This is a genomic window from Corallococcus sp. Z5C101001 (assembly GCF_007352635.1).
Classification (GTDB): Bacteria; Myxococcota; Myxococcia; order Myxococcales; family Myxococcaceae; genus Corallococcus; species Corallococcus silvisoli.
Map to the genome: position 1 here is coordinate 569,648 of NZ_VKLU01000005.1, position 23,012 is coordinate 592,659.

The 23,012-nt window shown below is 69.5% G+C and carries 18 protein-coding genes; all 18 read right to left on the minus strand.

The window, feature by feature from the left end; genetic code table 11:
• Positions 1 to 43 precede the first annotated feature (43 nt).
• A complete protein-coding gene (locus tag FOF48_RS12735) occupies positions 44 to 901 on the minus strand; it encodes an FHA domain-containing protein (protein ID WP_143901270.1) in 858 nt (285 codons plus the stop codon).
• A gap of 63 nt (positions 902 to 964) precedes the next feature.
• Complete coding sequence (locus FOF48_RS12740; protein ID WP_143901272.1) at positions 965 to 3,151, minus strand: hypothetical protein; 2,187 nt, start codon at positions 3,149 to 3,151, stop codon at positions 965 to 967.
• 2 nt (positions 3,152 to 3,153) lie between these two features.
• A complete protein-coding gene (locus tag FOF48_RS12745) occupies positions 3,154 to 4,683 on the minus strand; it encodes a YncE family protein (RefSeq protein WP_143901274.1) in 1,530 nt (509 codons plus the stop codon).
• Between the two features lie 167 nt (positions 4,684 to 4,850).
• Positions 4,851 to 6,959 carry a glycine--tRNA ligase subunit beta gene (gene glyS / locus FOF48_RS12750; protein ID WP_143901276.1) on the minus strand — a complete coding sequence of 703 codons (2,109 nt, stop codon included), beginning with the start codon at positions 6,957 to 6,959 and terminating at the stop codon, positions 4,851 to 4,853.
• A complete protein-coding gene (gene glyQ / locus FOF48_RS12755; protein WP_143901278.1) occupies positions 6,949 to 7,941 on the minus strand; it encodes a glycine--tRNA ligase subunit alpha in 993 nt (330 codons plus the stop codon). Before glyQ ends, glyS begins: the two co-directional genes overlap by 11 nt.
• 89 nt (positions 7,942 to 8,030) lie before the next feature.
• Positions 8,031 to 10,313 (minus strand): serine/threonine-protein kinase, encoded by a 2,283-nt coding sequence (locus FOF48_RS12760; RefSeq protein WP_143901280.1) that lies wholly within the window; start codon positions 10,311 to 10,313, stop codon positions 8,031 to 8,033.
• 104 nt (positions 10,314 to 10,417) lie between these two features.
• Entirely contained in the window at positions 10,418 to 11,206 is a 789-nt protein-coding gene (locus tag FOF48_RS12765; RefSeq protein ID WP_186001882.1) for a DNA polymerase beta superfamily protein, read from the minus strand.
• A complete protein-coding gene (locus FOF48_RS12770; RefSeq protein WP_143901282.1) occupies positions 11,203 to 12,495 on the minus strand; it encodes a DNA polymerase beta superfamily protein in 1,293 nt (430 codons plus the stop codon). The genes FOF48_RS12765 and FOF48_RS12770 overlap by 4 nt, the downstream gene beginning before the upstream one ends.
• Before the next feature lie 77 nt (positions 12,496 to 12,572).
• Positions 12,573 to 13,598 (minus strand): carbohydrate kinase, encoded by a 1,026-nt coding sequence (locus tag FOF48_RS12775; RefSeq protein ID WP_143901284.1) that lies wholly within the window; start codon positions 13,596 to 13,598, stop codon positions 12,573 to 12,575.
• A 29-nt stretch (positions 13,599 to 13,627) separates the two neighbouring features.
• The gene (gene recO / locus FOF48_RS12780; protein WP_143901286.1) at positions 13,628 to 14,362 is read right to left on the minus strand and encodes a DNA repair protein RecO; all 735 of its coding nucleotides are present in this window, start codon (positions 14,360 to 14,362) and stop codon (positions 13,628 to 13,630) included.
• A gap of 9 nt (positions 14,363 to 14,371) precedes the next feature.
• Positions 14,372 to 14,758 carry a RodZ family helix-turn-helix domain-containing protein gene (locus tag FOF48_RS12785; protein ID WP_143901288.1) on the minus strand — a complete coding sequence of 129 codons (387 nt, stop codon included), beginning with the start codon at positions 14,756 to 14,758 and terminating at the stop codon, positions 14,372 to 14,374.
• A 21-nt stretch (positions 14,759 to 14,779) separates the two neighbouring features.
• Positions 14,780 to 15,538 carry a social motility TPR repeat lipoprotein Tgl gene (gene tgl, locus FOF48_RS12790; RefSeq protein WP_143901290.1) on the minus strand — a complete coding sequence of 253 codons (759 nt, stop codon included), beginning with the start codon at positions 15,536 to 15,538 and terminating at the stop codon, positions 14,780 to 14,782.
• 23 nt (positions 15,539 to 15,561) lie between these two features.
• Positions 15,562 to 16,026 (minus strand): social motility and stimulation tgl protein, encoded by a 465-nt coding sequence (locus FOF48_RS12795; protein ID WP_143901292.1) that lies wholly within the window; start codon positions 16,024 to 16,026, stop codon positions 15,562 to 15,564.
• 33 nt (positions 16,027 to 16,059) lie between these two features.
• Positions 16,060 to 16,746, minus strand: a complete 687-nt coding sequence (locus FOF48_RS12800) for a hypothetical protein (protein WP_143901294.1) — start codon at positions 16,744 to 16,746, stop codon at positions 16,060 to 16,062.
• 171 nt (positions 16,747 to 16,917) lie between these two features.
• Positions 16,918 to 17,679, minus strand: a complete 762-nt coding sequence (locus tag FOF48_RS12805) for a lytic transglycosylase domain-containing protein (protein WP_143901296.1) — start codon at positions 17,677 to 17,679, stop codon at positions 16,918 to 16,920.
• Entirely contained in the window at positions 17,676 to 18,026 is a 351-nt protein-coding gene (locus FOF48_RS12810; protein ID WP_143901298.1) for a phasin family protein, read from the minus strand. Before FOF48_RS12810 ends, FOF48_RS12805 begins: the two co-directional genes overlap by 4 nt.
• Before the next feature lie 101 nt (positions 18,027 to 18,127).
• Positions 18,128 to 18,589: a hypothetical protein gene (locus FOF48_RS12815; RefSeq protein ID WP_186001883.1), complete on the minus strand. Its 462-nt coding sequence runs from the start codon at positions 18,587 to 18,589 to the stop codon at positions 18,128 to 18,130.
• A gap of 176 nt (positions 18,590 to 18,765) precedes the next feature.
• Positions 18,766 to 22,974 (minus strand): DNA-directed RNA polymerase subunit beta', encoded by a 4,209-nt coding sequence (gene rpoC, locus FOF48_RS12820; protein WP_143901310.1) that lies wholly within the window; start codon positions 22,972 to 22,974, stop codon positions 18,766 to 18,768.
• Positions 22,975 to 23,012 lie beyond the last annotated feature (38 nt).

Consider the following 23,012-nt stretch of genomic DNA (forward strand, 5'->3'; position numbering starts at 1 on the left):
TCAATTCCTGAACAAGACCCTCGTACCGTGGGGCTCTGCGTCATCAGTGGATGACGAGGCGGATCTTCTCGCTGCAGATGAAGTACTCGTCCCCGTCCTCGACCTTGCGGCGCTTGATGCGCTGCTTGTTGAACCAGGTCCCGTTCGAGGAGCCGAGGTCTTCGATGTAGAAGTCCCCGCCGTCACGGGCGATGACGGCGTGCTCGCGTGACACCTTGCCGGAGTTGATGACGAAGTCGCAGTGCTTGCCGCGGCCGATGACGTAGCGGTCCTTGACGATCTTCTCTTCCTCGCCGGACTCCATGACCAGGTAGAGCGCCGCGCCCTCCTCTTCGGCCTCCTCCGCCTGCTCCTCCTCGGCCTCCTCCGGCGGCTCGTCCTCCATCTCGTCGAGCGGCGGATCCTCCTGCTCCGGCAGGGGCTCCTCCTCGTCCTCGATCATGTCGTCGGCGGAGGGCGGAGGCGGCTCGTTCTTGCCCTTGATGAGCCGCTCCAGCTCGGCGGCCGTCTCCAGGACGCGCTCGGCGACCTCGCGGCGCACCGGATCATTGTCCAGGCCGTTGGAGGACGGGCGCTCGTCCACGTTGCGCGCGGAGGGCCGGGCGGCGGGAGCCTCGGCGCGCGCGGGCGCGAGCACCGGCGGCCCGCTCTTGGCCGCGGCGGCCGGCGGCGGCGCGGAGACCGGGCGCGGAGACGGCGTGGGCGACGGCACGGCCGCCACCGCCGGCTCCGCCTTCGTCCTCACGTCGATGAAGCCGTTGAGGCGCGCGAACATGAACAGCGCCTGATTGATGAGCGCGTCGCGATCCGACCCCATCTGCTGGGCCATCTCTTCGTACGTCTCCCACAGGTGCTCGGCGATGCCGACCTTGCGTGCGGGACGGGAGTTCTGATCGATCATCGTTCTTGGCTCGGGAAATGCTGGACCTGGGGGACGATACCAGAGCCGGCCGGGGCCGCCCAGTTACTGGAAGGCCCGGAGATACTGGAGGTTCAACGCGTTGTCGCTGATCGACTCCAGGGCCACCTGGAGCACGCCGTCCGCCGAGGGATACGCGATGTAGGCGAGGCTCGAGCCGTCCACGTCCGTGGCGACCACGGTCCCAGGCAGGGTGTAGGCCGCCAGGTTGCTCGTCGAGCTGGTGTCCACGCCGAAGACGAACCGGCGGAAGCGCGGCAGCAGCGTCACCACGTAGCGGTCCCCCGGGTTCAGGCGCGTGGCGTCCGCGAACGTCGCCGTCAGCGTGAGCTTGAGCGGCGCGGGCACGTAGGTGGTGGGCGACTTGGGCGGGCTCAGCCCCAGGTCGAAGCCATTCGGGTGGTAGTAGTAGTCCAGGAAGCTGGAGACCGTGTAGGGCTCGTTGATGTCCAGCCGCTGCACGAAGGTATCGCTGGTCTCCAGGCCCGAATAGAGCACGTAGGGCTTCACGAGCGGCCCCGCGCGCACGGAGAAGTACGGGTATGTAGCGCAGGCCTCCAGCGCGGCGGCGGTGGTCGCGTCCGTCGTGTCCGCGAAGAGCCGCGTGAAGCCGTTGCCCTGATCCTCCAGGCGGAGGATCCGGACGGGCTGCGGACAGTTGCCGCCGTTGTTCGACAGCACCAAGGAATCGCCGGGAACCACGCCGCGCGAGACGGCCAGCTCCGTTTCAATCAGCAGCGGCGGGTCGGTCACGGTCAGGTCGCGCGTCAGGTTGAGCAGCCCCGGAAGCAGGCCCTGGTAGACGAAGCGGTAGGTCCCGTTGGGGACCGTCCCGTTGCAGAGGAAGGCCGTGGCGTTGGTCGCCTCCACCTGCGGGCAGCCCGGCTCCACCACGGTGATGGCCTGGAACTGGTCCGACCGGGCGACCTCGTTGCCGTCGCGCAGCTCCACGGTCACCGACGAGTCCAAGGAGACGATCTTCTCCACGTTGGTCACGGGATCCGTCGTGACGGTGCGATCCAGGTTGAACGCGCGCAGCTCGTCGGCGCGGAACAGGGTGATCTCCCCGCTGGACGACGGCATGATGCCCAGCAGCGGGATGGCGGTGAGGTACGCGACGCTGTTCGCGAGCAGCTCCCGCACCTCCAAACCCGAGCGCAGGGTGAGCCCCGTGGGCAGGCCCGCGGACGGTCGCAGGGTCAACATGGCCGCGCCGGTGACGTCGCGGGCGAGCACGGGCGCCGCGGACGGCACCAGCGGATCCGGCCCGTTGTCGAGCGCGATGATGCCCTCGCAATCCGACGAGACGCACGTGAGCTCGTCGAGCACCACGTACACGTAGCGACCCGCGGGGACCGGGTTGGCCTCGCTGCCCCCCTCCGGGATGAAGCTGGGGTGCGTGACGACGAGCCGCGCCGGAATGTCCACCAGGTCCGTGTAGTCCGGCACCGCGAAGGGCGCGGGGCGTGGACGCTTGTAGGGGATCTCCACCGACTGCTGGTCCGCGACGACGCGCACGAGCCGGCTGGTGCCGGAGACGTTGCGGATGGCGAGCACCAGGGAGTCCGTGGCATCCGCCCGGGCGGGCAGCGTGATCATGGACAGCACCGTGTCCGCGGCCTTCAGGCAGAAGACGGGCAGCGCGGGCGGCAGCGCGGCGGCGTCGAAGCCCTCCGGACCGGGCAGCTCCTGGCGCATCACGACGCCCCCCCCGAAGGGGCCACAGAGCTGCTCGGCGGCTTCCGGGCGCGTCTGGAGCGCGTAGTACAGGACGCTCGGCGCGCCGTCCGCCACCGGGGCGTGCGCGGCGAAGGCGGTGATGAGCTGGCCGGTCGCCAGGCGCGTCACCTCGTTGAGGCGCGTCCGGTCGGAGGCCACCACGGAGATGCTCCGGCCACCGGAGTTGCGCGCGTAGATGTAGGGGCCGGACACGTCGGCGCCCTTGGCGTCGTAGCCCACGTCCCGGGTGAGCGAGTCGGGCCGCGCGATGACCGGAATGGCGAGCGGCTCCAGCGGATTGGGCGCGGGGATGAACTCACGCGGCGTGCGACTCAAGTCCAGCACGCGCAGCTCGTCCCGGTCCTGCGAGGTGACGAAGACGAGCTGGTTGGAGAGCACCACGTCGTATGTGCCGGACAGACCGGCGGCGCCCGCGGTGGAGGTGGTGTCGGAGCAGGCGAGCGCGAAGCTCGCGCCACTCAGCAACAGGGCAGCAAGGAAGCCGCGCTTCAAGGTCAGTTCTCCTGGCACACGCTGGTGCCCTGGTTCGGATCGCGCTGCTGCTGCGTGCCCAGCTTCGCCACCAGCCTCGCGTCCTGGGGACGCGCGAGGTCGGGGATGTCCACGATGGCCACCTGCCCGTCCCCGAAGTTGGTCACGAACAGCCGCGCCGAGTTCACGCCCACCGGGTTGTCCACCGTCAGGCCGAAGGCCTGCGACGGGTTGCTGCCCTGGTTCTGCGCGTTGACCAGCGGCACCTGCGCGACGACCTGGCCAAGCCCCTCGTCATAGAAGGACACCGCGCTGTCGCCGGTGCTCGTCACCGCGACGATGTGGCTGTCGGGGTCGCTCGGTGACGCCGTCCGGTTGATGATCTGCATGTCGCTCACGCCGTTCGGCATGGGCACCGCGGAGACCACCCGGAAGACGGGCTGGGTGGCGATGGCGCCGGGCGGCGCGTCGTAGTCGAAGTCGAGGGTGAGGAGCGTGTCGGGTCCGCGCGCCAGCAGGTAGAGCCGCTCGCGCACGAGGTTCGGACGCACCGCGAGCTCCGCCGCCGTCACCGGCCGGGGCACCACGCGCGCCGCACGCGCCTCGCGGATGCGGTACACGGACTGCAGGTTGGGCTCCAGGATGCGTCCGGTGTCGAACTTGTCCACCAGCCGCAGCACGAAGTTCGCGCCCACGGTGCCGCTGACGCCGGCCACGAAGTTGCGGCCCGTCACGTAGAGGTAGCCCGCGCCCACCGTCACCGCATCCGAGCCGCCATACAGGAAGCCGGTGGGCGACAGCGGAATGAAGCCCAGCGTGTCGCGGGTGGGGTTGTCCAGCTTCACCGTGGCCAGGTAGCTCTCGAAGTTCTTGCTCGACTTGGCGGGCGAGTCCGCCGCCTCCGAGTGCGTCACGTACAGCGTGCCGCTCGCGTCATCCACCGTCACGCCAATGGGCGACGGCGCGCGAGGCAGGTCCGGCAGCCCCTCCGTGCGCAGCGACGCCGGGATGTCGTTGGTGAGGGACAGGGCGCCCGTGCGGCAGTCCTCGCCGCCCTGCACGCAGTTGAGCACCGGCTTGCCGCCCTCGGCCACGCCCACGTCCACCGCGTAGAGGTTGTTGCCCTCCGCGCGCGAGGGGACGAACAAGCGGGGCAGCCCGTTGAGCGGGTTGATCCACAGGCCCAGCTTCCCCGCGAAGCTGCGGATCTGGACCAGCGACTCGTCGCCCGTCGTCAGGTCCTCGAAGGCGAGCGGGGAGGCGGCGACAGGGGCGCCCAGCCGGGGCACCAGAACCGACTGTCCGTCCACCTGGGCGCTCAGCGAGTCCAGGTTCAGCGCGACCACCGACCCGGAGTCGTAGCAGTTGTCGAAATTGGCGTTCGCGACGAACAGGTATCCGTTGCTGTTCGTGGGCCCCCCAGCCGTGGGAGGGCGCCAGAACGCCACCCCGCTGGGGTACACGAAGCGGGTGGAGGGAGGCGGGTTCGGGTCGGATTCGATCGAACACGCCGCGAAGAACAACAGCGCGGGGGTCAGGAAATGGAGGCGCATCAGAGGGGGGCGGAGTCTAGGAACGCCGCCCTGCCCCGGGCAACTGAATAGGGGGGTATCTATTCCCCGGCCGCCCACCGGACGACATCCGGCCCCCGCACGCGAGCGCGCGCCGCTCCCCTGGCTGGGGAACGGGCGCGCTCCGGCGCTGAAGCGGTCCGCGGGCCTCAGGCGGCCGCGGCCTCGGCCTGGATCTTGGAGAAGTCCGCCACCTGGTTGAACAGGGCGCCAATCTCCGTGAGGAACCGGATGCGGTTTTCCCTGAGGTCCCTGTCCTCGGCCATCACCATGACCTTGTCGAAGAAGGTGTCCACGGCGGGCTTCAGGCCGGTGATCTCCTTGAGGGCCCCGGCGAAGTCATCCGCGCGCACCCGCTCGCCCACCTTGTCCCGCGCGTGGGTGAAGGCGGTGTGGAGGTTCTTCTCCGGCTCGTCGGTGAAGCGCTGCGGGTTGGTCTGCCCGCCGGCCACGTCCTTGCCCTGCTTCTCCACGATGTTGACCACGCGCTTGAACGCCGCCGCCAGCGGCTGGAAGTCGGAGTGGCCCACCAGCACGCTCAGCGCCTCCAGGCGCTTCTTCGCCGCGACGAGGTCATCGAACCCCACGGCCAGCACCGCCTCCACGACGTCCGTGCGGTGCTGCTCGCCCCAGAGCGCCTTGAGGCGTCCGCGGAAGAACTCCAGCACCTGTTCGCGCGGCGCCGCTTCGCCCGGCTTGCGCTTCACGTTGGCCAGCTTCGGGGCCAGCAGGCGCAGCGCCTCATCCACCGCGGCCGACAGGCTGAAGCGATAGCCGCGCCCCAGCACGATGCGGATGATGGAGAGGCACGCGCGGCGCAGCGCGAACGGATCCGCCGCGCCCGACGGCGCCTTGCCAATGGCGAAGATGCCGCACAGCGAGTCCAGCCGGTCCGCCAGGCCGATGAGCGCGCCCGCGTCCTGGGTCGGCAGCGCGTCCTCGGCGCCGCGGGGGAGGTAGTGCTCGGCGATGGCCAGCGCGACCGCCTCGGGCTCGCCGCCCGCGCGCGCGTACTCGCGGCCCATCACGCCCTGGAGCTCCGGGAACTCGCCCACCATGCCGGTGACGAGGTCCGCCTTGGACAGCGTGGCGGCGCGCTCCACCGTGGCCACCTCCCCTGCCCTGCCCGTGGCCTGCGCCAGCCAGACGGCCAGCGCGCGGAAGCGCTCGACCTTGTCCAGGTACGTGCCCAGCTGGTTCTGCCACACCACGCGGCCCAGCTTCTCCACGCGGTCGCCCAGGGGCGTCCGGCGGTCCTCGTCGAAGAAGAAGCGTCCGTCCGCGAGCCGGGCGGCCAGCACGCGCTGATAGCCGCGCAGGGAGAGCTGCTCGTCGCGCACCGGCGTGTTGGACACGGCGATGAAGAGCGGCAGCAGCTTCCCCTTCTCGTCCGTCAGCGAGAAGTAGCGCTGGTGGCTCTTCATCTCCTGCACCAGCACCTCGGGCGGCAGGTCCAGGTGACGCGCCTCGAAGCTGCCCACCACGGGGCTCGGCAGCTCCACCAGGTTCGTCACCTGATCCACCAGCCCCTCGTCCTCCAGGAGGCGGGCACCCGCTGCCTTCGCGGCCGCGTTCACCTTCTCCACCAGCGACGCACGGCGCTTGCCGATGTCCGCCAGCACGTGCGCCTTCTCCAGCGTGGCCTCGTAGTCCGCGGGCGACTTCAGCGCGATGGGACCGGGCGCGAGGAAGCGGTGGCCATGGGTGGTCCGTCCGCCCTTCACGTCGCCCAGCACCACGGGCAGCTCCGTGTCGCCCAGGAGCGCCACCAGCCACTGCACCGGACGCGCGAACGCCGTGTCCACGTCACCCCAGCGCATGGACTTCTTGAAGTTGATGCCATGCACCGCGGTGTGCAGCGCGTCCTGGAGGATGGCCTCCGCGGGACGGCCCTTCTCCTCCACGCGCGCGGAGAGGTACTCGCCCTTGGCCGTCGTCGTGCGCCCGAGCGCGTCCACGGACAGCTTGAGGCTCTCGGCGAACTTCTCCGCCGCCTTGGTGGGCTTGCCCTGCGCGTCGAAGGCGGCCTTGGCGCTGGGCCCCAGCACCTCCTTCGTCACGTCCTCGCCCGCGTCCGCCACGCCGCGCACCCACACGGCCAGCCGGCGCGGCGTACCGAACGTGCGCACCTCGCCGTGCTTCAGGCGGGCGTCGGCCATGCGCTCGGAGAGGACGCGCTTCAGGTCCTCCAAGGCCGGGACGATGAACGACGCCGGGATCTCCTCGGCACCGATTTCCAGGAGCAGATCACGCGCCACGGGCCACCTCCCCCTTCTCCTTCTTCTCCACCGGCTTGTTGAGCTGCACCGTCTTCCAGTAGTCGCTGGCGGGCTTGCCCTCCAGCACCGGCGGCTGCTCACCCACGGTCCACGGCGTCTTCGTCAGCGGGAAGCCCAGGCGCTCGCGCATCTGGAGATAGCCTTCCGCGCACAGGCGCGCGTTGTCGCGCACGCGCTTGATGAAGTTGGCGCGCTCGGTGACGGAGATGGCGCCGCGCGCGTCCAGCAGGTTGAACGTGTGCGAGCACTTGAGCGCGAAGTCGTATGCGGGCAGCGGAAGGTGGCGCTCGATGAGGCGCTTGCACTCCTTCTCGTATGCGTCGAACAGCGCGAAGAGCATCTGCGGATCCGATTCGTGGAGGGCGTACTTGCTCATCTCCACTTCGTTCGCGTGGAACACCTCGCCGTATTTCACGCCCTTGACCCACTCGATGTCGAAGACGTTCTCGACGTTCTGCAGGTACATCGTCAGGCGCTCGAGCCCGTACGTCAGCTCCGCGGCGACCGGGCGGCAGTCGAAGCCACCGCACTGCTGGAAGTAGGTGAACTGCGTCACCTCCATCCCATCACACCACACCTCCCAGCCCAGGCCCCACGCGCCCAGGGTCGGCGACTCCCAGTCGTCCTCCACGAAGCGGATGTCGTGCTCCAGCGGATCCATCCCAATCTTCCGCAGCGACTCCAGGTACAGCTCCTGGACGTTCTTGGGCGCGGGCTTGAGGATGACCTGGAACTGGTGGTGCTGGAACAGGCGGTTCGGGTTCTCACCGAAGCGGCCGTCTGCGGGGCGCCGCGAGGGCTGCACGTAGGCGACGTTCCACGGCTCGGGGCCGAGCGCGCGCAGGAACGTGTACGGGGCCATGGTGCCCGCGCCGACTTCCGTGTCGTACGACTGGGTGACGATGCATCCCTGGTCGGCCCAGTGCTTCTGGAGCGTGAGGATGAGGTCCTGGAAATACATGATGGCGAGTCCTTCTCGCAGTGCGTCGAAGGCGGAGGCTGAACGCGGCGGACCCTAGTGAGGGGGTCCAGGAGCGTCAAGGACGGGCATCAGTCCGAATAGGCCGGGAGGTCGGCCAGTCGAATCTGGAGCTTCGTCACCTCCCCTGGACGGATGGGAGCGGACAACAGCTTGCTCGTTCCGCCGGGGTCCTGAGGGTCCACGATGCGCAGGCGGTAGGTGCCGATGGGGAGCGGGAACTTCGTCAGCGGGGACGTGCCCAGCTGCGTCGCGCCGTCGAATACCGCGGCGTTCTTCGGCACCGTGTAGAGCGTCAGCCAGCCCAGGCCCGCCTTCGCCGCGCCCTTCGCGGTGGTCGTGTCGAGCACCTCCGGGGCCTCCGTCTGCGTGACCGTGGTGACAGGCTCCGGCACACGGGGTGGGGCCACGGTGGGCGCGGGCGGCGTGGGCTTCGGGTCGACCTTCGCGACCGTCGGCTTGTCGGCGGGGGCCACCCAGTTCGCGGGAGAGCTGCCCGGCTTCGCCTTGCGGGCGCCCTTGCCGGCGGCGCCCTTCTTCGCGTCGGCGGTCGGGGTCTCCGCCTCCGCGACGGGCTCGGACGGGGGGGCCGGAGGAGTCTCCTGCTGCGGCGGCTTCTCGGGCTCGGTCTTCGCGACGAAGCCCGGCGGAGGACCGGACCGCTTGGGGGGCCACTCCGCGGTCGCGCTGGGATCCACGGGCGCTGCCGGATCCAGCTCCGCCTTCACCCACTGCTTCGCGGAGTCGAACGCGGGCATGAACAGGCGGCGCACCGGCTCCAGCGTCGCCAGGTAGCCCACGCCGCCCAGGATGAGGAGCAGCACGAGGCGCATGCCCCAATTGGAGCGCCGCGGTGGAGCCTCCGGTGCCGCGTCCGCGGCCTCCCCGGCCCCACGCGCGGGCCGGGTGCCCCCGCGCGCCGGCCGGGTGCGGAAGCGCTGCGTCTGGAGATCGCTGGGGGGATCCAGCAGCGCGTCGGCCTGGGGTGCGTTCCGGGCCTCGGCGGCCTCCGGGCGCGCCGAGGGACGTGCCCTGGCGGGCCGCGCGCTGTCCGCGGGAGGACGCACCACCCGGGGGATGGGAGCCGCTTCAGCGCCCGCGGGCCGCTGCGCACGCGGCGTCATCGGGGGCGTGTTGACGCGCGACGCCCCGTCGACGGAAGGACGCGGGGTCGCGCGAGGGGCGGGCGTCGGGGACTCGGCCGCGGTGCGGCGCACGGGCGTGGGACGGAAGGACGCCGCGGCCTCCGAGGGCGGGGCGTCCGCATGCGGCGACTTCACCTGCGCGGTGGCGGCGGCGGCCGCCTGATCCGTGCCCTCCTCCACCTGAAGCGCACCGGCGGCCTCGCTGACGCGGGCGTCCTCGGCGCGGCTGGCCAGCTCCAGGAGGGTGCGCGTCTTCTGACGCTTCTCCTCGAAGAGCTCGCCCATCACGGCGGTCATCTGATCTTCGTCGAACAGCTCGGCGCCGAGCGTGGCCTCGATGGCGCGCGCCATCTCCCGACAGGTGCCGAAGCGCTGGGCCGCGTCGCACGAGAGCGCCTTGAGCACCACCGCTTCAATCGCCTCTGGGAGGGTGGCGTTGAGCGAGCGCGGCGCGGGAATCTCCCCGTCCACGATCTGCATCATCACCGCGGCCTCGCCCGGAGCGTTGAACAGCCGCTGACCGGCGACGAGCTCATGGAACATCACGCCCGCGGAGAACTGGTCGCTGCGGCCATCCAGGCCCTGTCCCCGCACCTGCTCCGGGGACATGTACCCGCTGGTTCCCTTCACCGTGCCCACCTGCGTGCGGCCCAGCTTGCCGCGCGCCTTGGCGATGCCGAAGTCGATCACCTTCACGACGCCGTCGTAGGTGATCATCACGTTCTTCGGGGACACGTCGCGGTGCACCACCGCCACGGGCCGCCCAGACGGATCCATGAAGTGGTGCGCGTAGTGCAGCCCCAGGCACGTGTCGCGCATCACGCGGGCGCTGAAGCCCAGCGGCAGCGCGTAGTTGCGCCGGGCCGCCATCTTCACCACCTGCTCCAGGTTCTGACCGGGCAGGAACTCCATGGCGAGGTACAGCTCGCCGTCCTCCTCACCCAGGTCGAACACCTGTCCGATGTTCGCGTGCGAGAAGGCGGCGGTGATGCGCGCCTCGTCGAGGAACATCTTGACGAACTGGTCGTCCTTCTTGATGTCGGGGAGGATCTGCTTCACCGCGACGAACTTGCGGAAGCCGCCGGGACCGGAGGTGAACGCGAGGAACAACTCCGCCATCCCGCCCATCGAGAGTCGGGTGAGGATCTCGTATTTTCCGATGCGCCGCCCCCGGTCGGGATCTTCTCCGGCGCCTCCCTGCGTGCTCATGGCCCGGGGGATGTTACCTGTCACGCCCCCCCAGGTCGATGCTCGTCTTCTCTTGGACGGACAGGCCCTCCCCCCAAACGGCTCAGGAGCCCGGGGAAAGCCGCTTAGGCGCCGAACCGTTGCCGCCGCACGTCAAGCATCCAGGCCTCGAGCGCCGCCACCGCCGACGCGGGGGGCTCCAGCGGCAGCGTGGAGGACGCGTCCGCATCGTCGAGCACCGCGAAGGCGCGCGTCACCTCCTGTTGCCACTGCTCGCTGAGCGCGTCGGACAGCTCGATGTGCTCCCCCCGCTGCTTGCGCTCCACCAGCGCGCGGGCTTCGGCGAAGCCATACGGCTCCAGCAGGTGGGTGACGTCCGTCTCCACTTCGCCCGTGCGCAGCAGATGCGTCCCGGTGAGCGTGGTGCGCAGCACGTACAGCAGCTTCTTCGCGGAGCGAAAGCCGCTCTTCTCCCATTCGCGGAGCTGCCCCTGCGCGAAGCCGCGGTAGTGCCGGTGGACACGCCGCGACAGGACGGCCCGGACCCGAGGCCGCAGCGCCTCCAGCTCCGGCAGCGCCCGCACGGTGACGGCGCCGAGCACCCGCTCGATGTAGTTGCCGTTGCCCTGCAGGATGCCGAGCAGCACCGGCTGCAGCTCGTTGGACGAGTAGTCCACCTCCACGCCCTCCCGCACCTCCAGGCGCTCCGCCGGCACGTGCCGGGGCTGGAGGCCCAGGAGCGCGGCGGTGGGTGCGATGTGGATGGACTTGAGGTCCAGATCGCTGTCGTGCGAGGGGAAGCCGTACGCATGCGCGCCAGACAGCGTGATGACCAGGTGCTCGCGCTGGAGGGACTCCTCGTCCAGCACCCTGTCCGCCATGCGTGCCTGATGCTCCGTCACCATGCCCTTCATTCCGCTCCTCCCTCCAGCGCCGGGGCCTCCGGCGCGTCGCGGCCCAAGGGCCCAGGGGTCTTCAACACCCAACGCCGAGCCACCTCGTCCCCCACCTTGCGCAGCAGCCGGTCCGCGCGGGCGTAGTCCGGATGTTCCGGCAGCCGGCTCTCCCGGTGCGCGGCCTCCAGCTCGGGCGCCATCGCCTCCGCGTCGCGCAGCACGTCCTCCAGGGGCACCTGTCCCCCCTTGATGTCGAGCAGCCGCGCCTTCAACGGCCCCGTCGCCTCGAAGGTGGGGACACCGTCCCGCAGCCAACCCGTGGCCAGGGCCACCAGCCGCAGCAGGTTGTAGGCGTTCTTCGGCCGCAGCTCCCGCGCGGAGGGAGGGCGCTGGCCGCCACCTCGCGCGTACACCGTGAGCGCCGCGAAGTCGTTGGCGGCGAGCAGTCCCTGATCCCACAGCGAGCGATAGAGCTGCTTGACGTATGTCTTCGCCGCGAGCACCGCGTCCTCGGGCGAGGGTGCGGCGCGTGGAGACACTGCGGCCAGGCGCCGAGCCACTTCGTCCAGGTCCGGCGTGGGATCTTCGCACAGCCACGCGAGGAGCAGGTCCCGGTGCTCGGCCAGCCGCTGGCTTCGCGTGAGCTTGTCGAGCTGGCTCATGGCATAGCGCCCGAAGCTGCCGAAGATGGCCTTGGAGACGAACGCCTCGCGCGCCTCCAGCACCCATTCGCCCAGGGTGTCCACCGCCGTCGCGCCCGGGACGAAGAGCGTCTCGAGCGTGTTCGGATCCGCGCGCAGGGCCTGCTCCACCGCCTTGCGCACCTCCCAGTACGTGGTGCTGCCATCCGCGCTCACCAGGTCCCGCGCCGGCTCCCCGAGCCCCAGCGTCCACGACAAGGGCAGCGCGAACACGCCGCGCACATCCACGTCGGAGCGCTCGTCCGCGAGCCCCCAGGCGTGGCTGCCCACCCGCGTCTCCAGCACCACGCACGGCCGCAGCGCGCCCCAGGCCGCCTCTCGCCGCTGGGCGAACTGCACCTGGCCCATGCGCCGGGGAACCAGCTCGTCGCGCGCGAACCACACCTCGCCCACGCCGACGATCTGCACGTCGAACCCACCGTCATGCGCGCGCACCACGCGGCCCACCACGCCCTGCGGAATGCGGCGCCCCGCCGAGGCCACTCGCTCCACACGCGTCGTCACCTCGGTGCCGTGCGGAAGGGGCACGGACAGCCGGTCGATCTGCTCCAGGCCCCGGACCCTCGCGGCGGTGGAGGAAGCGGCATCAGCTCGCGGGTCACTCATCGGTCCCTCCTTCTGGGTGGGTGGGCCACGGTGGACGCAGTGAATCACGGGAGCCTGACCCGGCACGGCGCTTCCCGTCAGCGCGCGGCGCGTCGCGCGGCGTCGGGCCGGGGCGGTCGCACGGGGAGGAGGCCCTCCACCTCGGACGCCAGGGGCAGTGCTGCCAACGCGCCCAGTTTCGTGACCACCCTCGCCCCCACGCTGGCGGCGAAGGCCATCAGCGCGCTCAGCTCTTCGCGGGTCGCGTCCTCCAGCGAACGCGCATCGCCGTACCAGCGCACCAGTCCGTGAAGCATCGCGGACACGAAGCCGTCACCCGCGCCGGTCGTATCGACCACCGTGACCTGGGGCGCGGGAATGGAGATGACCTCGCCGCGCCAGAGGAACACCGCCCCGCGCTCGCCCAGCGTCACCACCGGAAGCCGCACGCCCTGCCCCGCCAGGACGCGCAGGGCGTCCTCGGGCGTCGTCGCCCCCGTCGCGAAGGACACCTCTTCCTCGGACAGCTTCACCACCGTGCACAACGGGAGCATGCGCCCCAGGAGGACTCGCAGCTCCTCCGGCTGGCTCCACACGTGCAACCGCAGGTTCGGATCACAGCTCACCAGCATCCCGGCGTCGCGCGCCAGGGTGAGCATGCGCACCATGGCCTCACGCGCCTCCGGCAGCAGCAGCGAGTTGGAGCCGCAGTGCACCGCCTTCGCGCACCGCACGAAGTCCCCATCCACGTCCGAGTCATCCAGCAGGAACTCCGCTGAACGCGTCCGGAAGTACGTGAACGTCCGCTCGCCGCGAGCATCCAGGGAAACGAACAGCAGGCCCGTGCGCGCGTGGTCCACCTGCCGCAGGCGGCTCACGTCCACGCCGTCCGCCGCCAGCCGCTCCCTCAGGAAGTGGCCGAACTCGTCCGCGCCCACCACGCCCACCATCGCCGAGCGCAGCCCCAGCCGCGCGAGCCCCACGGAGACATTGGCCGGAGAGCCCCCGGGCGAAGGCCGCCATGCCTCCACGTCCCGCACGCGCGAGGCGCCGCCCGCCACGGGAAGGAAGTCCACCAGCGTCTCGCCGACACACACCACGTCCAGCGATCCGGCCTCGTGCATGACTCTTCCCCTCGGGAGCGCGCGCGCCGTCAGTCCAGGCCCACCTGGGCCATGAAGTCCACGCTCTTGAGCTTGCGGCCCAGGTGGTGCGCGATGAAGACGTTGAGCAGCCCGCGTGCACGGGCCCGGAGGTCCGCGGGCAGCGGCGTGCGCGCGCCTTCCTGGAGCGAGCGCAGGCCGGACAGGAGCGCCACCGGTACCGCCACCGAATCGCGCGCGCGTCCGCCGCAGGGCTCGCACACGGCACCGCCGTGGCCCTGGTCGAACCGCGGACGCTCACCGGGCTGTCCACCACACAGCGAGCAGGAGTCGAAGCGAGGCATCAGCCCTGCCTGCGCCAGCGCCGCCAATTCGAACGCGAGCAGCGACGTGGGGCCGGCCTCCTTCGCGTCCAGGCGGTGCAGATAGCCCTCCACCAGTTGGAACAGCTCCGGATGCGGCTCATGGTCGCGCGTGAGCTCGCGGCACAGCTCCACCGCGTACAGCGCCCGGGCGATGAGGGACAGGTCCTCGCGCGCCGCGTAGAAGCCCGCGACGATGTCCGCCGAGTCCAGCCGCACCGTGCTGCCGCGCGTCTCCACCAGTTGCACGCGCAGACGCATGAACGGCTCCAGGGCGCCCGCGAACCGCCGCTTGCTCTTGCGTGCCCCCGCCGCGAACGCGGTCAGCTTGCCGTGCTCGCGCGTCAGCAGCGTCACCAGCCGGTCGGACTCACCGTAGTCGACCGTGGACAGCACGAACGCATCGTCGGCGTACCGCTCCATGATCCCCCTTCAACGCGCCACGGGAGACGGAAGCTTCCCGGACACCATCAGGAACAGGACCGCGCCCAGGAGCAGCACCGCCAGCAGCACCGCCAGGACGACGTACGCCCGCTTGCGCCGCTCCTTCTCCAACTGCACGGGCGACGGCGCGGGCACCGCCCGGTCCACCTCCTCGTAGCGCAGCGCCGCTTCCTCAGGCGACAGGCCGATGACCTGCGCGTACGCGCGAATGTAGTTCAGCACGAACACGCGCTCGGGCAGCCGCTCCACCTGTCCCGCCTCCAGCGCGGCGACGAGGCTGGGGGGAATCTTCGTCTCCCGGGAGACGTCCTCGCGAGACATGCCGCGCAGCTCGCGCTGCTGGCTGAGGTATTTGCCAAAGTCGACGTGATCCACGGTCTCTCAGCGCCCCCTGGCTTAGAGGTGTTCCAGCAGTGAGCGGCAATCGTCCTTCAGCACCTGCTCGGAGGGCTGGGCCTTCGCCTCGCAGCCCGCGAACGCCTTCTTCGCCGACTCCACCTGCCCGAGCTTCGCCTGGCACACACCCTCGCGGTGGTAGGCCTCCGCGACGTCCGGGCACTTCTCACGGAAGTTCCCGAACTGCCGGCAGGACTCCTCCGTCTTGCCCGTCTCGTCGTAGATGATGCCCAGGTTCCGGTAGCCCATGCAGAAGTCCGGATTGGTGGTGATGGCCGCCTTGATGTTCTGCAGGGCGTTCGACGTATCGCCCTTCTTGTACAGCGCCCAGCCCAGGTTGCCCTGCGCGGAGAAGCCGAAGCGGTACTGCATGTCGTTGAGCGCCTCCTCGTACAGCTTGATGGCGTCGTCGTAGCGGCCCTGATCCAGGCGCAGGTTGCCCAGGTTGTTGCGCGCGTCGGAGAAGGTCGGCCGCAGCTTCAGGGCCTGCTCGTAGTGGGAGGACGCCTCATCGAGCCGCCGGAAGGACAGGTGCAGGAGGATGCCCACCGCGTTGTGGGCCTCTGGGTTGTCCGGGTTCTGCGCCAGCGCCTTCTGGTACTCCGCGAGCGCGTCCTGCACGTGGCCCTGCTGCTGCGCCTGCACGCCCAGGTCGTAATAGATCTCCGAACTCCGGCGCTCTTTCTCCGTGGGGACGTGCGCGCAGCCCGCGACAGCGAGCACGAGCGCGAGGAAGCTGGAGGAAGCGATGCGGAACATGGGTGCCAATCCGGGATGGAGGTTCAGAACGCGGCCAGGAAGCGGCCCAGGGTGGTGGCGACGTTGCGCTTCTCTTCGGCGCGGGCCTTCACGGCGGGCACGAGCGTGGGCTCCCGGAAGAACACGGGCAGCGTCTTGAGCCACTCGTCCTGCTGCGCGGGGGCCGCGGCGCGCCAGTTCGCGTTGTCCATCATGAAGCCCAGCGACTCCACGAACGCGAGCGCGTCGTCCTCGTCCTCGCGCAGCTCATCCGCGGACTGGATGCGCCGGCCGGACACGTACACCGCGCAGTCGCCCGCCTCCACGAGGTACAGGTACACGAAGACGCCCGCGCCCTGCCCGCCCCGAAGCCCCACCACGAAGGCCTGCGCGGGCCCCGCCTGCTTGCCGGGGATGGCCACGTGCGGAGTGTTGAGGGCCAGGTGCAGCGCGAGCACCTGGTCGCGGCTCGCGGGAAGGCCCCGGTAGCGCTCGTCGATGGTGAACACCGTCGTCTCCCTTCCTGAGCGCCCGCCCCACCTTCAGCGGGTGGTGAGGGTGAACTCCTCGGTCGCGTCCTGCGCGTCCGCAGCCGTCTTCTGGAAGCGGATGAGGGGCGTGTCAATCATCACGTTGCCGCCCCCCTCGTTGCCCTCGCCGATGATCACCTTGAAGACGTTCCCAGGGGAGCTGCTGCGGCGGCTCCCCGCGACGACCTTGCGGGCCATCAGCGTCACCGCGTTCGGACCGGGACGCAACTGACTGGTGATGTCCATCACCACCTGGTCCTCGTTATTGCGCAAACGGCGCAGCCAGCGCGAGTTCACATACACGTCGATGTCGAAGTCCGTCATCCCCGGCGTCGTCTGCTCCGTCACCAGCCAGTAGCGCTGCGAGATTCGGCCCGGCACGGAAGCCGGAGGAGTGGGCGCCGCGGCCGGCGCGGGGGCCTGGGCAACGCCCGCGTCCGGAGGCGTGGCGGCCGGCGGAGGAGGCGTGGCGGGAGGCGTCGAGGGCGTGGGGGTCACGGTCGTCACGCGAGCGGCGTATCCCGGCGCGTCGATGTGGACATTGCCCTCCGCGTCGATGCGGACGGTGGCCTTCTCGAAGCGCTGGTTCTTCACGCCGTCGATGTTCACACCGTTCAAGAACACCGAGCCAGCCAGGGCCAGCACGGGAACGAGGGAAGCCACGAGGGTGAGCGCGATGCGGTCGGACGAGCGGGGCATGGGGGCATTCCTCCAGGGAATCCTCAACAGTCCCGGGGGCTTGCAACGACTTAGCGCACCCGGGGGAGCGGGACAAGGCGGGTGTGGCCCACCATGGAGCGCACCGCCGCCCCGAACATTCACCCCGGGGCCCGTGTTCCTCACCCCCGTCCAGCGGACTCGGACGAGGGCTCAGGGCGCCGCGGTCGGAGGCGCGCCAGACGCCTCGGGAGGCAGCTCCCGCTGCGCGAGCGCCCAGTCCCCGCCCAGGCCGTGGCCCTCGCGGAAGCGGCGAAAGTCGCGCCGCACGGCACGCGGGTAGCCGCGGAACTTCTCCAGCTCCCCGGCCCGCATGGCGTCCCGGATGCGCGTGGGGCCGGCGTTGTACGCCATCAGCGCCAGGTCCAGGTCTCCGCCGAAACGCCCCTGGAGCGAGCGCAGGTAGCGGATGCCCAGGCGCACGCAGACGGCCGGGTCGGACACCACTTCCTCGCGCGACAGCCTCAGCCCTTCCTTCTCCGCCAGGAAGTGCAACGTGCTGGGCTTGATCTGCATCAGGCCCCGGGCCCCCTTCTCGGAGATGGATTCCTCCTCGAAGTCGGACTCCACGTCGATGAGGGCCAGCACCAACAGCGGGTCATACCCCGTGCGGCGGGACTCCTCGTCGATGGCCTGCCCCAACCGCCGGCGCAACGTGAGGCCCAGATCCGGGGCCCGCTTGGCCAGCACCGCGTCGATGAGGACCGCCTCCTCGGAGGCGGACTCCATCCCCACCACCTCGGGGACCACGGGCTGGGGGGTGGGCTCCTCCAGGAGAGGCACCACCCGCGCGGACACCACGAGCGCCACACCCGCGAGCAAGGGGAGCCGGGAGCACCCACTGCTCAGGGCATGCAGCCCCGCGAAGAACCGCGTCCCCAGCGACCTGCCGCCCGAGGCGGCGGGTCCACTCACTTGCGGTGCTCCAGGGCCTGGATGCGTTCGGACAGACGCTCCAGGCGGGCGCCGAACGCCTGCAACTCCTCGCGGCGCGGCAGCTTCAGGAGGGTCAGGGCCGTACGGACCCGCTCCTCCACGTTGTGCTCCAGGTCCTTGCGGTGCCCCGCCAGGCGGTCGGAGAACTCACGGGCCTGGCGCTTCACCTCGTCCTGGCTCCAACCCGCCACGGAGGCCACGCGCTGCACCGCGCGGGAAGCCTCCTCTTCCGCCGTGTTCACCGCGAGGAGCGCCTGGCTCCAGATCCGCTCGAATGCCTCCGCCACGGAGGTCTTCTCTCGGGGGGCCTCGGTGTTGTTGTCCATGAAGTCGCTCCGGGAGTACCCCAGGCCCTCTTGGAGGGAACCCAGGGCATTCAAAGGGGGTCTGCGACCTAAGCACACCCCATGGGTGAAGAAAACGCTGCTCAGGCCCGCGGAGAAGACGCCGCGCCGCCCGAATTCTTGGCCGCCGGGTGGGCACGCCGGGTGGGCTTGAGGAGCACATCCAGCTTCTTCGACAGGCGACCCAGCTCGTGGGTGATCTGCTCCACCTGGGACTGGCTGGCAACTCCCACCGCCTCCACGACCTTCGCCTGAAGCCCGTCCAGCCGCTTGCGCAGCTCCGCGCCCGCCGCGTCCACCTTCTTGCTCAGCTCCACGACCCGCGGATCCACGCGCAGCTCACCGGCCTGCACCTTGGTCCACAGCGCCTGGACCTCCTTCGCCGCCACCTGGCCCCGCGTCTCCAGCGCCCGGAAGGCCCTGTTCGCCTCCCCCTCCAGGCCCTCGAAGCGCTTCTGCGCCTGCGTGAACCGCCCCTTCAGGTAGGCCTCCACGTTCTGCGTGACGCCCGTCTTCTCCGCTGCCTTCGCACTCGTCGTCGCCATGTCGTGCTCCCCCCCGGCTGTTCCGGGTCTCATAACGTGATGCGTCAACATAACGCACCGCGACATGGTGTCAAGGCGACAGAATGTGAAGTGTGCAAAACGAGAAAGCCGCCGTCCCGGCATGACACCAGGACGGCGGCTGGCTCAGGAAGCGTCAGGGACGCTCCGAGCAGGCACTAGGCGACGTCAGTGGACCGGGTGTCCGGCCGCGACGGCGGAGGGGTCAGCGGGGCGTCTCCGTGGGTGGCGGCCAGGGCGGCCTCCATCTCGTTGACCTCGTCAGTGGGGCTCTCCACCTCGATGTCGAGGTGCTTGTAGTTCGGCAGGCCCGTGCCGGCGGGGATGAGCCGGCCCATGATGACGTTCTCCTTGAGGCCGCGCAGGTAGTCCACCTTGCCGTTGATGGCGGCCTCGGTGAGCACCTTGGTGGTCTCCTGGAACGACGCCGAGGAGATGAACGACTCGGTGGAGAGCGACGCCTTGGTGATGCCGAGCAGCAGGGGCTCGCCCACGGCCGGGCGCTTCCCTTCGGACATGACCTTCTCGTTCTCCTCCTCGAACACCCACTTCTCGACCTGCTCGTCGACCAGGAAGTTGGTGTCGCCCACGTCGGTGACGCGCACCCGGCGCAGCATCTGCCGGACGATCGTCTCGATGTGCTTGTCGTTGATCTTCACGCCCTGCAGTCGGTAGACCTCCTGCACTTCATCCACCAGGTAGCGCGCGAGTTCCTTCTCGCCCAGCACCTTGAGGATGTCGTGCGGGTTGGCCGCGCCGTCCATCATCGCCTCGCCGGCCTTCACGCGATCGCCGGAGTGGACGTTGATGCTCTTGCCCTTGGAGATCAGGTACTCCTTGGCCAGGTCCGCGCGCTGCTCGCCGCTCACCTCGGGGGTGATGATGAGCTTGCGCTTGCCCTTGGTGTCCTTGCCGAAGGACACCACGCCGTCGATCTCCGCGATCGCCGCCGCGTCCTTGGGCTTGCGCGCCTCGAAGAGCTCGGCCACGCGGGGCAGACCGCCCGTGATGTCCTTGGTCTTCGTCGTCTCGCGCGGCACCTTGGCGATGACCTCGCCCGCGGAGATCTCATCCGTATCGTTCACGGTGATGATCGCGCCCTGGGGCAGGAAGTAGCTCGCCTGGTTCCTGGAGGACGGCAGATCCTTCACGTTGCCGGACGCGTCGCGGATGGTGACGCGCGGGCGCGCCTCCGGGTCCTTGGACTCGATGACCGTCTTGCGCGACAGGCCCGTCACCTCGTCGAGCGTCTCGGACATCGTCACGCCTTCGATGATGTCCTCGTAGCGCACGACACCGCCCACTTCCGTGAGCAGCGGGATGGCGAACGGATCCCACTCGGCCAGGAGCACGCCCGGCTCCAGCTTCTGGTGTTCCTTCACCAGGATGCGGGCGCCGTAGATGATCTGGTAGCGCTCGCGCTCGCGGCCCGACTCGTCGACGATGACGATCTCGCCGTTGCGGTTCATGGCCACCAGCGTGCCGTCCGCCTTCTGCACCGTGTTCAGGCCCGCGAACTTCACGGAACCCGCGTAGCGGTTCTCCAGGCTGGACTGCTCCGCGCGACGGGTCGCCGCGCCACCGATGTGGAAGGTGCGCATCGTGAGCTGCGTACCCGGCTCACCGATGGACTGCGCCGCGATGACGCCCACGGCCTCGCCCACGGACACCTTGCGGCCACGCGCCAGGTCACGGCCGTAGCACTCCACGCAGATGCCGCGCTTGGCCTGGCACGTCAGCACCGAGCGGATCTTCACCTTGTCCAGGCCGCTGTTCTCGATGCGGCGGACGCGGTCCTCGTCGATCTCCTCGTTGGCGCGCACCAGCACCTCGCCCGTCACCGGGTCGAGGATGTCGTCCAGGGCCACGCGGCCCAGGATGCGCTCACCCAGCGGCTCGATGATCTCGCCGCCCTCGACCAGCGCGCCAATGAACAGACCGTCCATGGTGCCGCAGTCGTACTCGTTGATGATGGCGTCCTGCGCCACGTCCACGAGACGGCGGGTGAGGTAACCGGAGTTGGCCGTCTTGAGCGCCGTGTCCGCCAGACCCTTGCGGGCGCCGTGCGTGGAGATGAAGTACTGGAGCACGGAGAGGCCTTCACGGAAGTTGGCCGTGATGGGCGTCTCGATGATTTCGCCGGAGGGCTTGGCCATCAGGCCGCGCATACCCGCCAGCTGGCGGATCTGCTGGGCGCTGCCGCGGGCGCCGGAGTCGGCCATGATGTAGATGGGGTTGAACGAGGGCTGCTTGCGCGTCACGCGCTTGCCGTCCACGTCCCCAGAGGCCTCGTCCTGGGAGATCTGCTGCATCATCTCCTGGGCGACCTTCTCGGTGATCTCCGCCCAGATATCGATGACCTTGTTGTAGCGCTCACCGTCGGTGATGAGGCCTTCCAGGTACTGGTTCTCGATCTCCGACACTTCCTTGCGCGCGTAGTCCAGGAACTCCTGCTTCTTCGCAGGGATGATCATGTCCTTGAGCGCGATGGAGATACCGGCGCGGGTCGCGTGGAAGTAGCCCGCGCTGCGGACGCGGTCCGCCAGCAGCACCGTCTCCTTCTCGCCCGTGAGGCGGTAGCAGAGGTCGATGAGGTTACCGAGCGACTTCTTGTCGAGCACCTTGTTGATGGCGTCGAAGCCCACGCGGCGCGGCACGACCTCCCACAGCAGCACGCGGCCGACCGTGGTCTCCTTGCGCTTGCCGTCGATGCGGCACACCACCTTGGCCTGCAGGTGGACCTCACCGTGGTCGTATGCGGCGCGCACCTCGTCCGGCGACGCGAACACGCGGCCTTCGCCGTTGGCGAACTCGCGGGCGCGCGTCATGTAGTAGATGCCGAGCACCATGTCCTGCGTCGGGACGATGATCGGCTTGCCGTTCGCGGGGCTGAGGATGTTGTTCGTCGACATCATCAGGACGCGCGCTTCCATCTGAGCCTCGATGGACAGCGGCACGTGCACGGCCATCTGGTCGCCGTCGAAGTCCGCGTTGAACGCGGCGCACACCAGCGGGTGCAGCTGGATGGCCTTGCCTTCAATCAGGACGGGCTCGAAGGCCTGCATGCCCAGGCGGTGCAGCGTGGGGGCGCGGTTGAGGAGCACCGGGTGCTCGCGGATCACATCCTCGAGGATGTCCCAGACCTCCGGACGCTCCTTCTCCACCATCTTCTTCGCCGACTTGATGGTGGTGACGTAGCCCTTCTCTTCGAGCTTGTTGTAGATGAACGGCTTGAAGAGCTCGAGCGCCATGATCTTCGGCAGGCCGCACTGGTGCAGGCGCAGCTCGGGCCCCACGACGATGACGGAGCGGCCCGAGTAGTCCACGCGCTTGCCGAGCAGGTTCTGACGGAACCGGCCCTGCTTGCCCTTGAGCATGTCGGACAGCGACTTCAGCGGCCGCTTGTTCGGGCCGGTGATGGTCTTGCCGCGGCGGCCGTTGTCGAACAGCGCGTCCACGGCCTCCTGGAGCATCCGCTTCTCGTTGCGGATGATGATGTCCGGCGCGTTCAGCTCCTGGAGCCGCTTGAGGCGGTTGTTCCGGTTGATGACGCGGCGGTACAGGTCGTTGAGGTCGGAGGTCGCGAAGCGGCCGCCGTCCAGGGGGACCAGGGGGCGCAGGTCGGGGGGAATGACGGGGATGACGTCCAGCATCATCCACTCCGGCTTGTTGCCGGAGACGCGGAACGCCTCGGCCACCTTCAGGCGCTTGGCGTACTTCTTCCGCTTCGCCTCGCTGGTGGTCTCGCGCATGTCCTTGCGCAGTTCCTCGGACAGCTTCTCCACGTCCAGGGACTTGAGCATCTCGCGGACAGCCTCGCCGCCCATGCCCGCGGTGAACGAGTCCTCGCCGTGCTCCTGGAAGAGCCGGTGCATCTTCTCCTCGGAGACGAGCTCGCCACGCTGCAGCGGCGTCGCCTTCGGGTCGATGACCATGTAGCTCTCGCAGTACAGCACCTTCTCCATCTCCTTGAGGGTGATGTCGAGCAGGTTGCCGATGCGGCTGGGCAGCGACTTGAGGAACCAGATGTGGGCCACGGGCGTGGCCAGCGTGATGTGTCCCAGGCGCTCACGGCGCACCTTGGACTGGATGACCTCCACGCCGCACTTCTCGCACACGACGCCACGGTGCTTCATGCGCTTGTACTTGCCGCAGTTGCACTCGTAGTCCTTCACCGGCCCGAAGATGCGGGCGCAGAAGAGCCCGTCCCGCTCCGGCTTGAAGGTGCGGTAGTTGATCGTCTCCGGCTTCTTCACCTCGCCGTGCGACCACTGGCGGATCTTGTCGGGCGACGCCAGCGCGATGCGGATGGCGTTGAACGACAGCGGGTCCTTCGGCTTCTCGAAGAAGTTGAAAATGTCCTTCACGTTGCCTCCGAAAACTTATGAGCGCCCGAGGCGCCAAA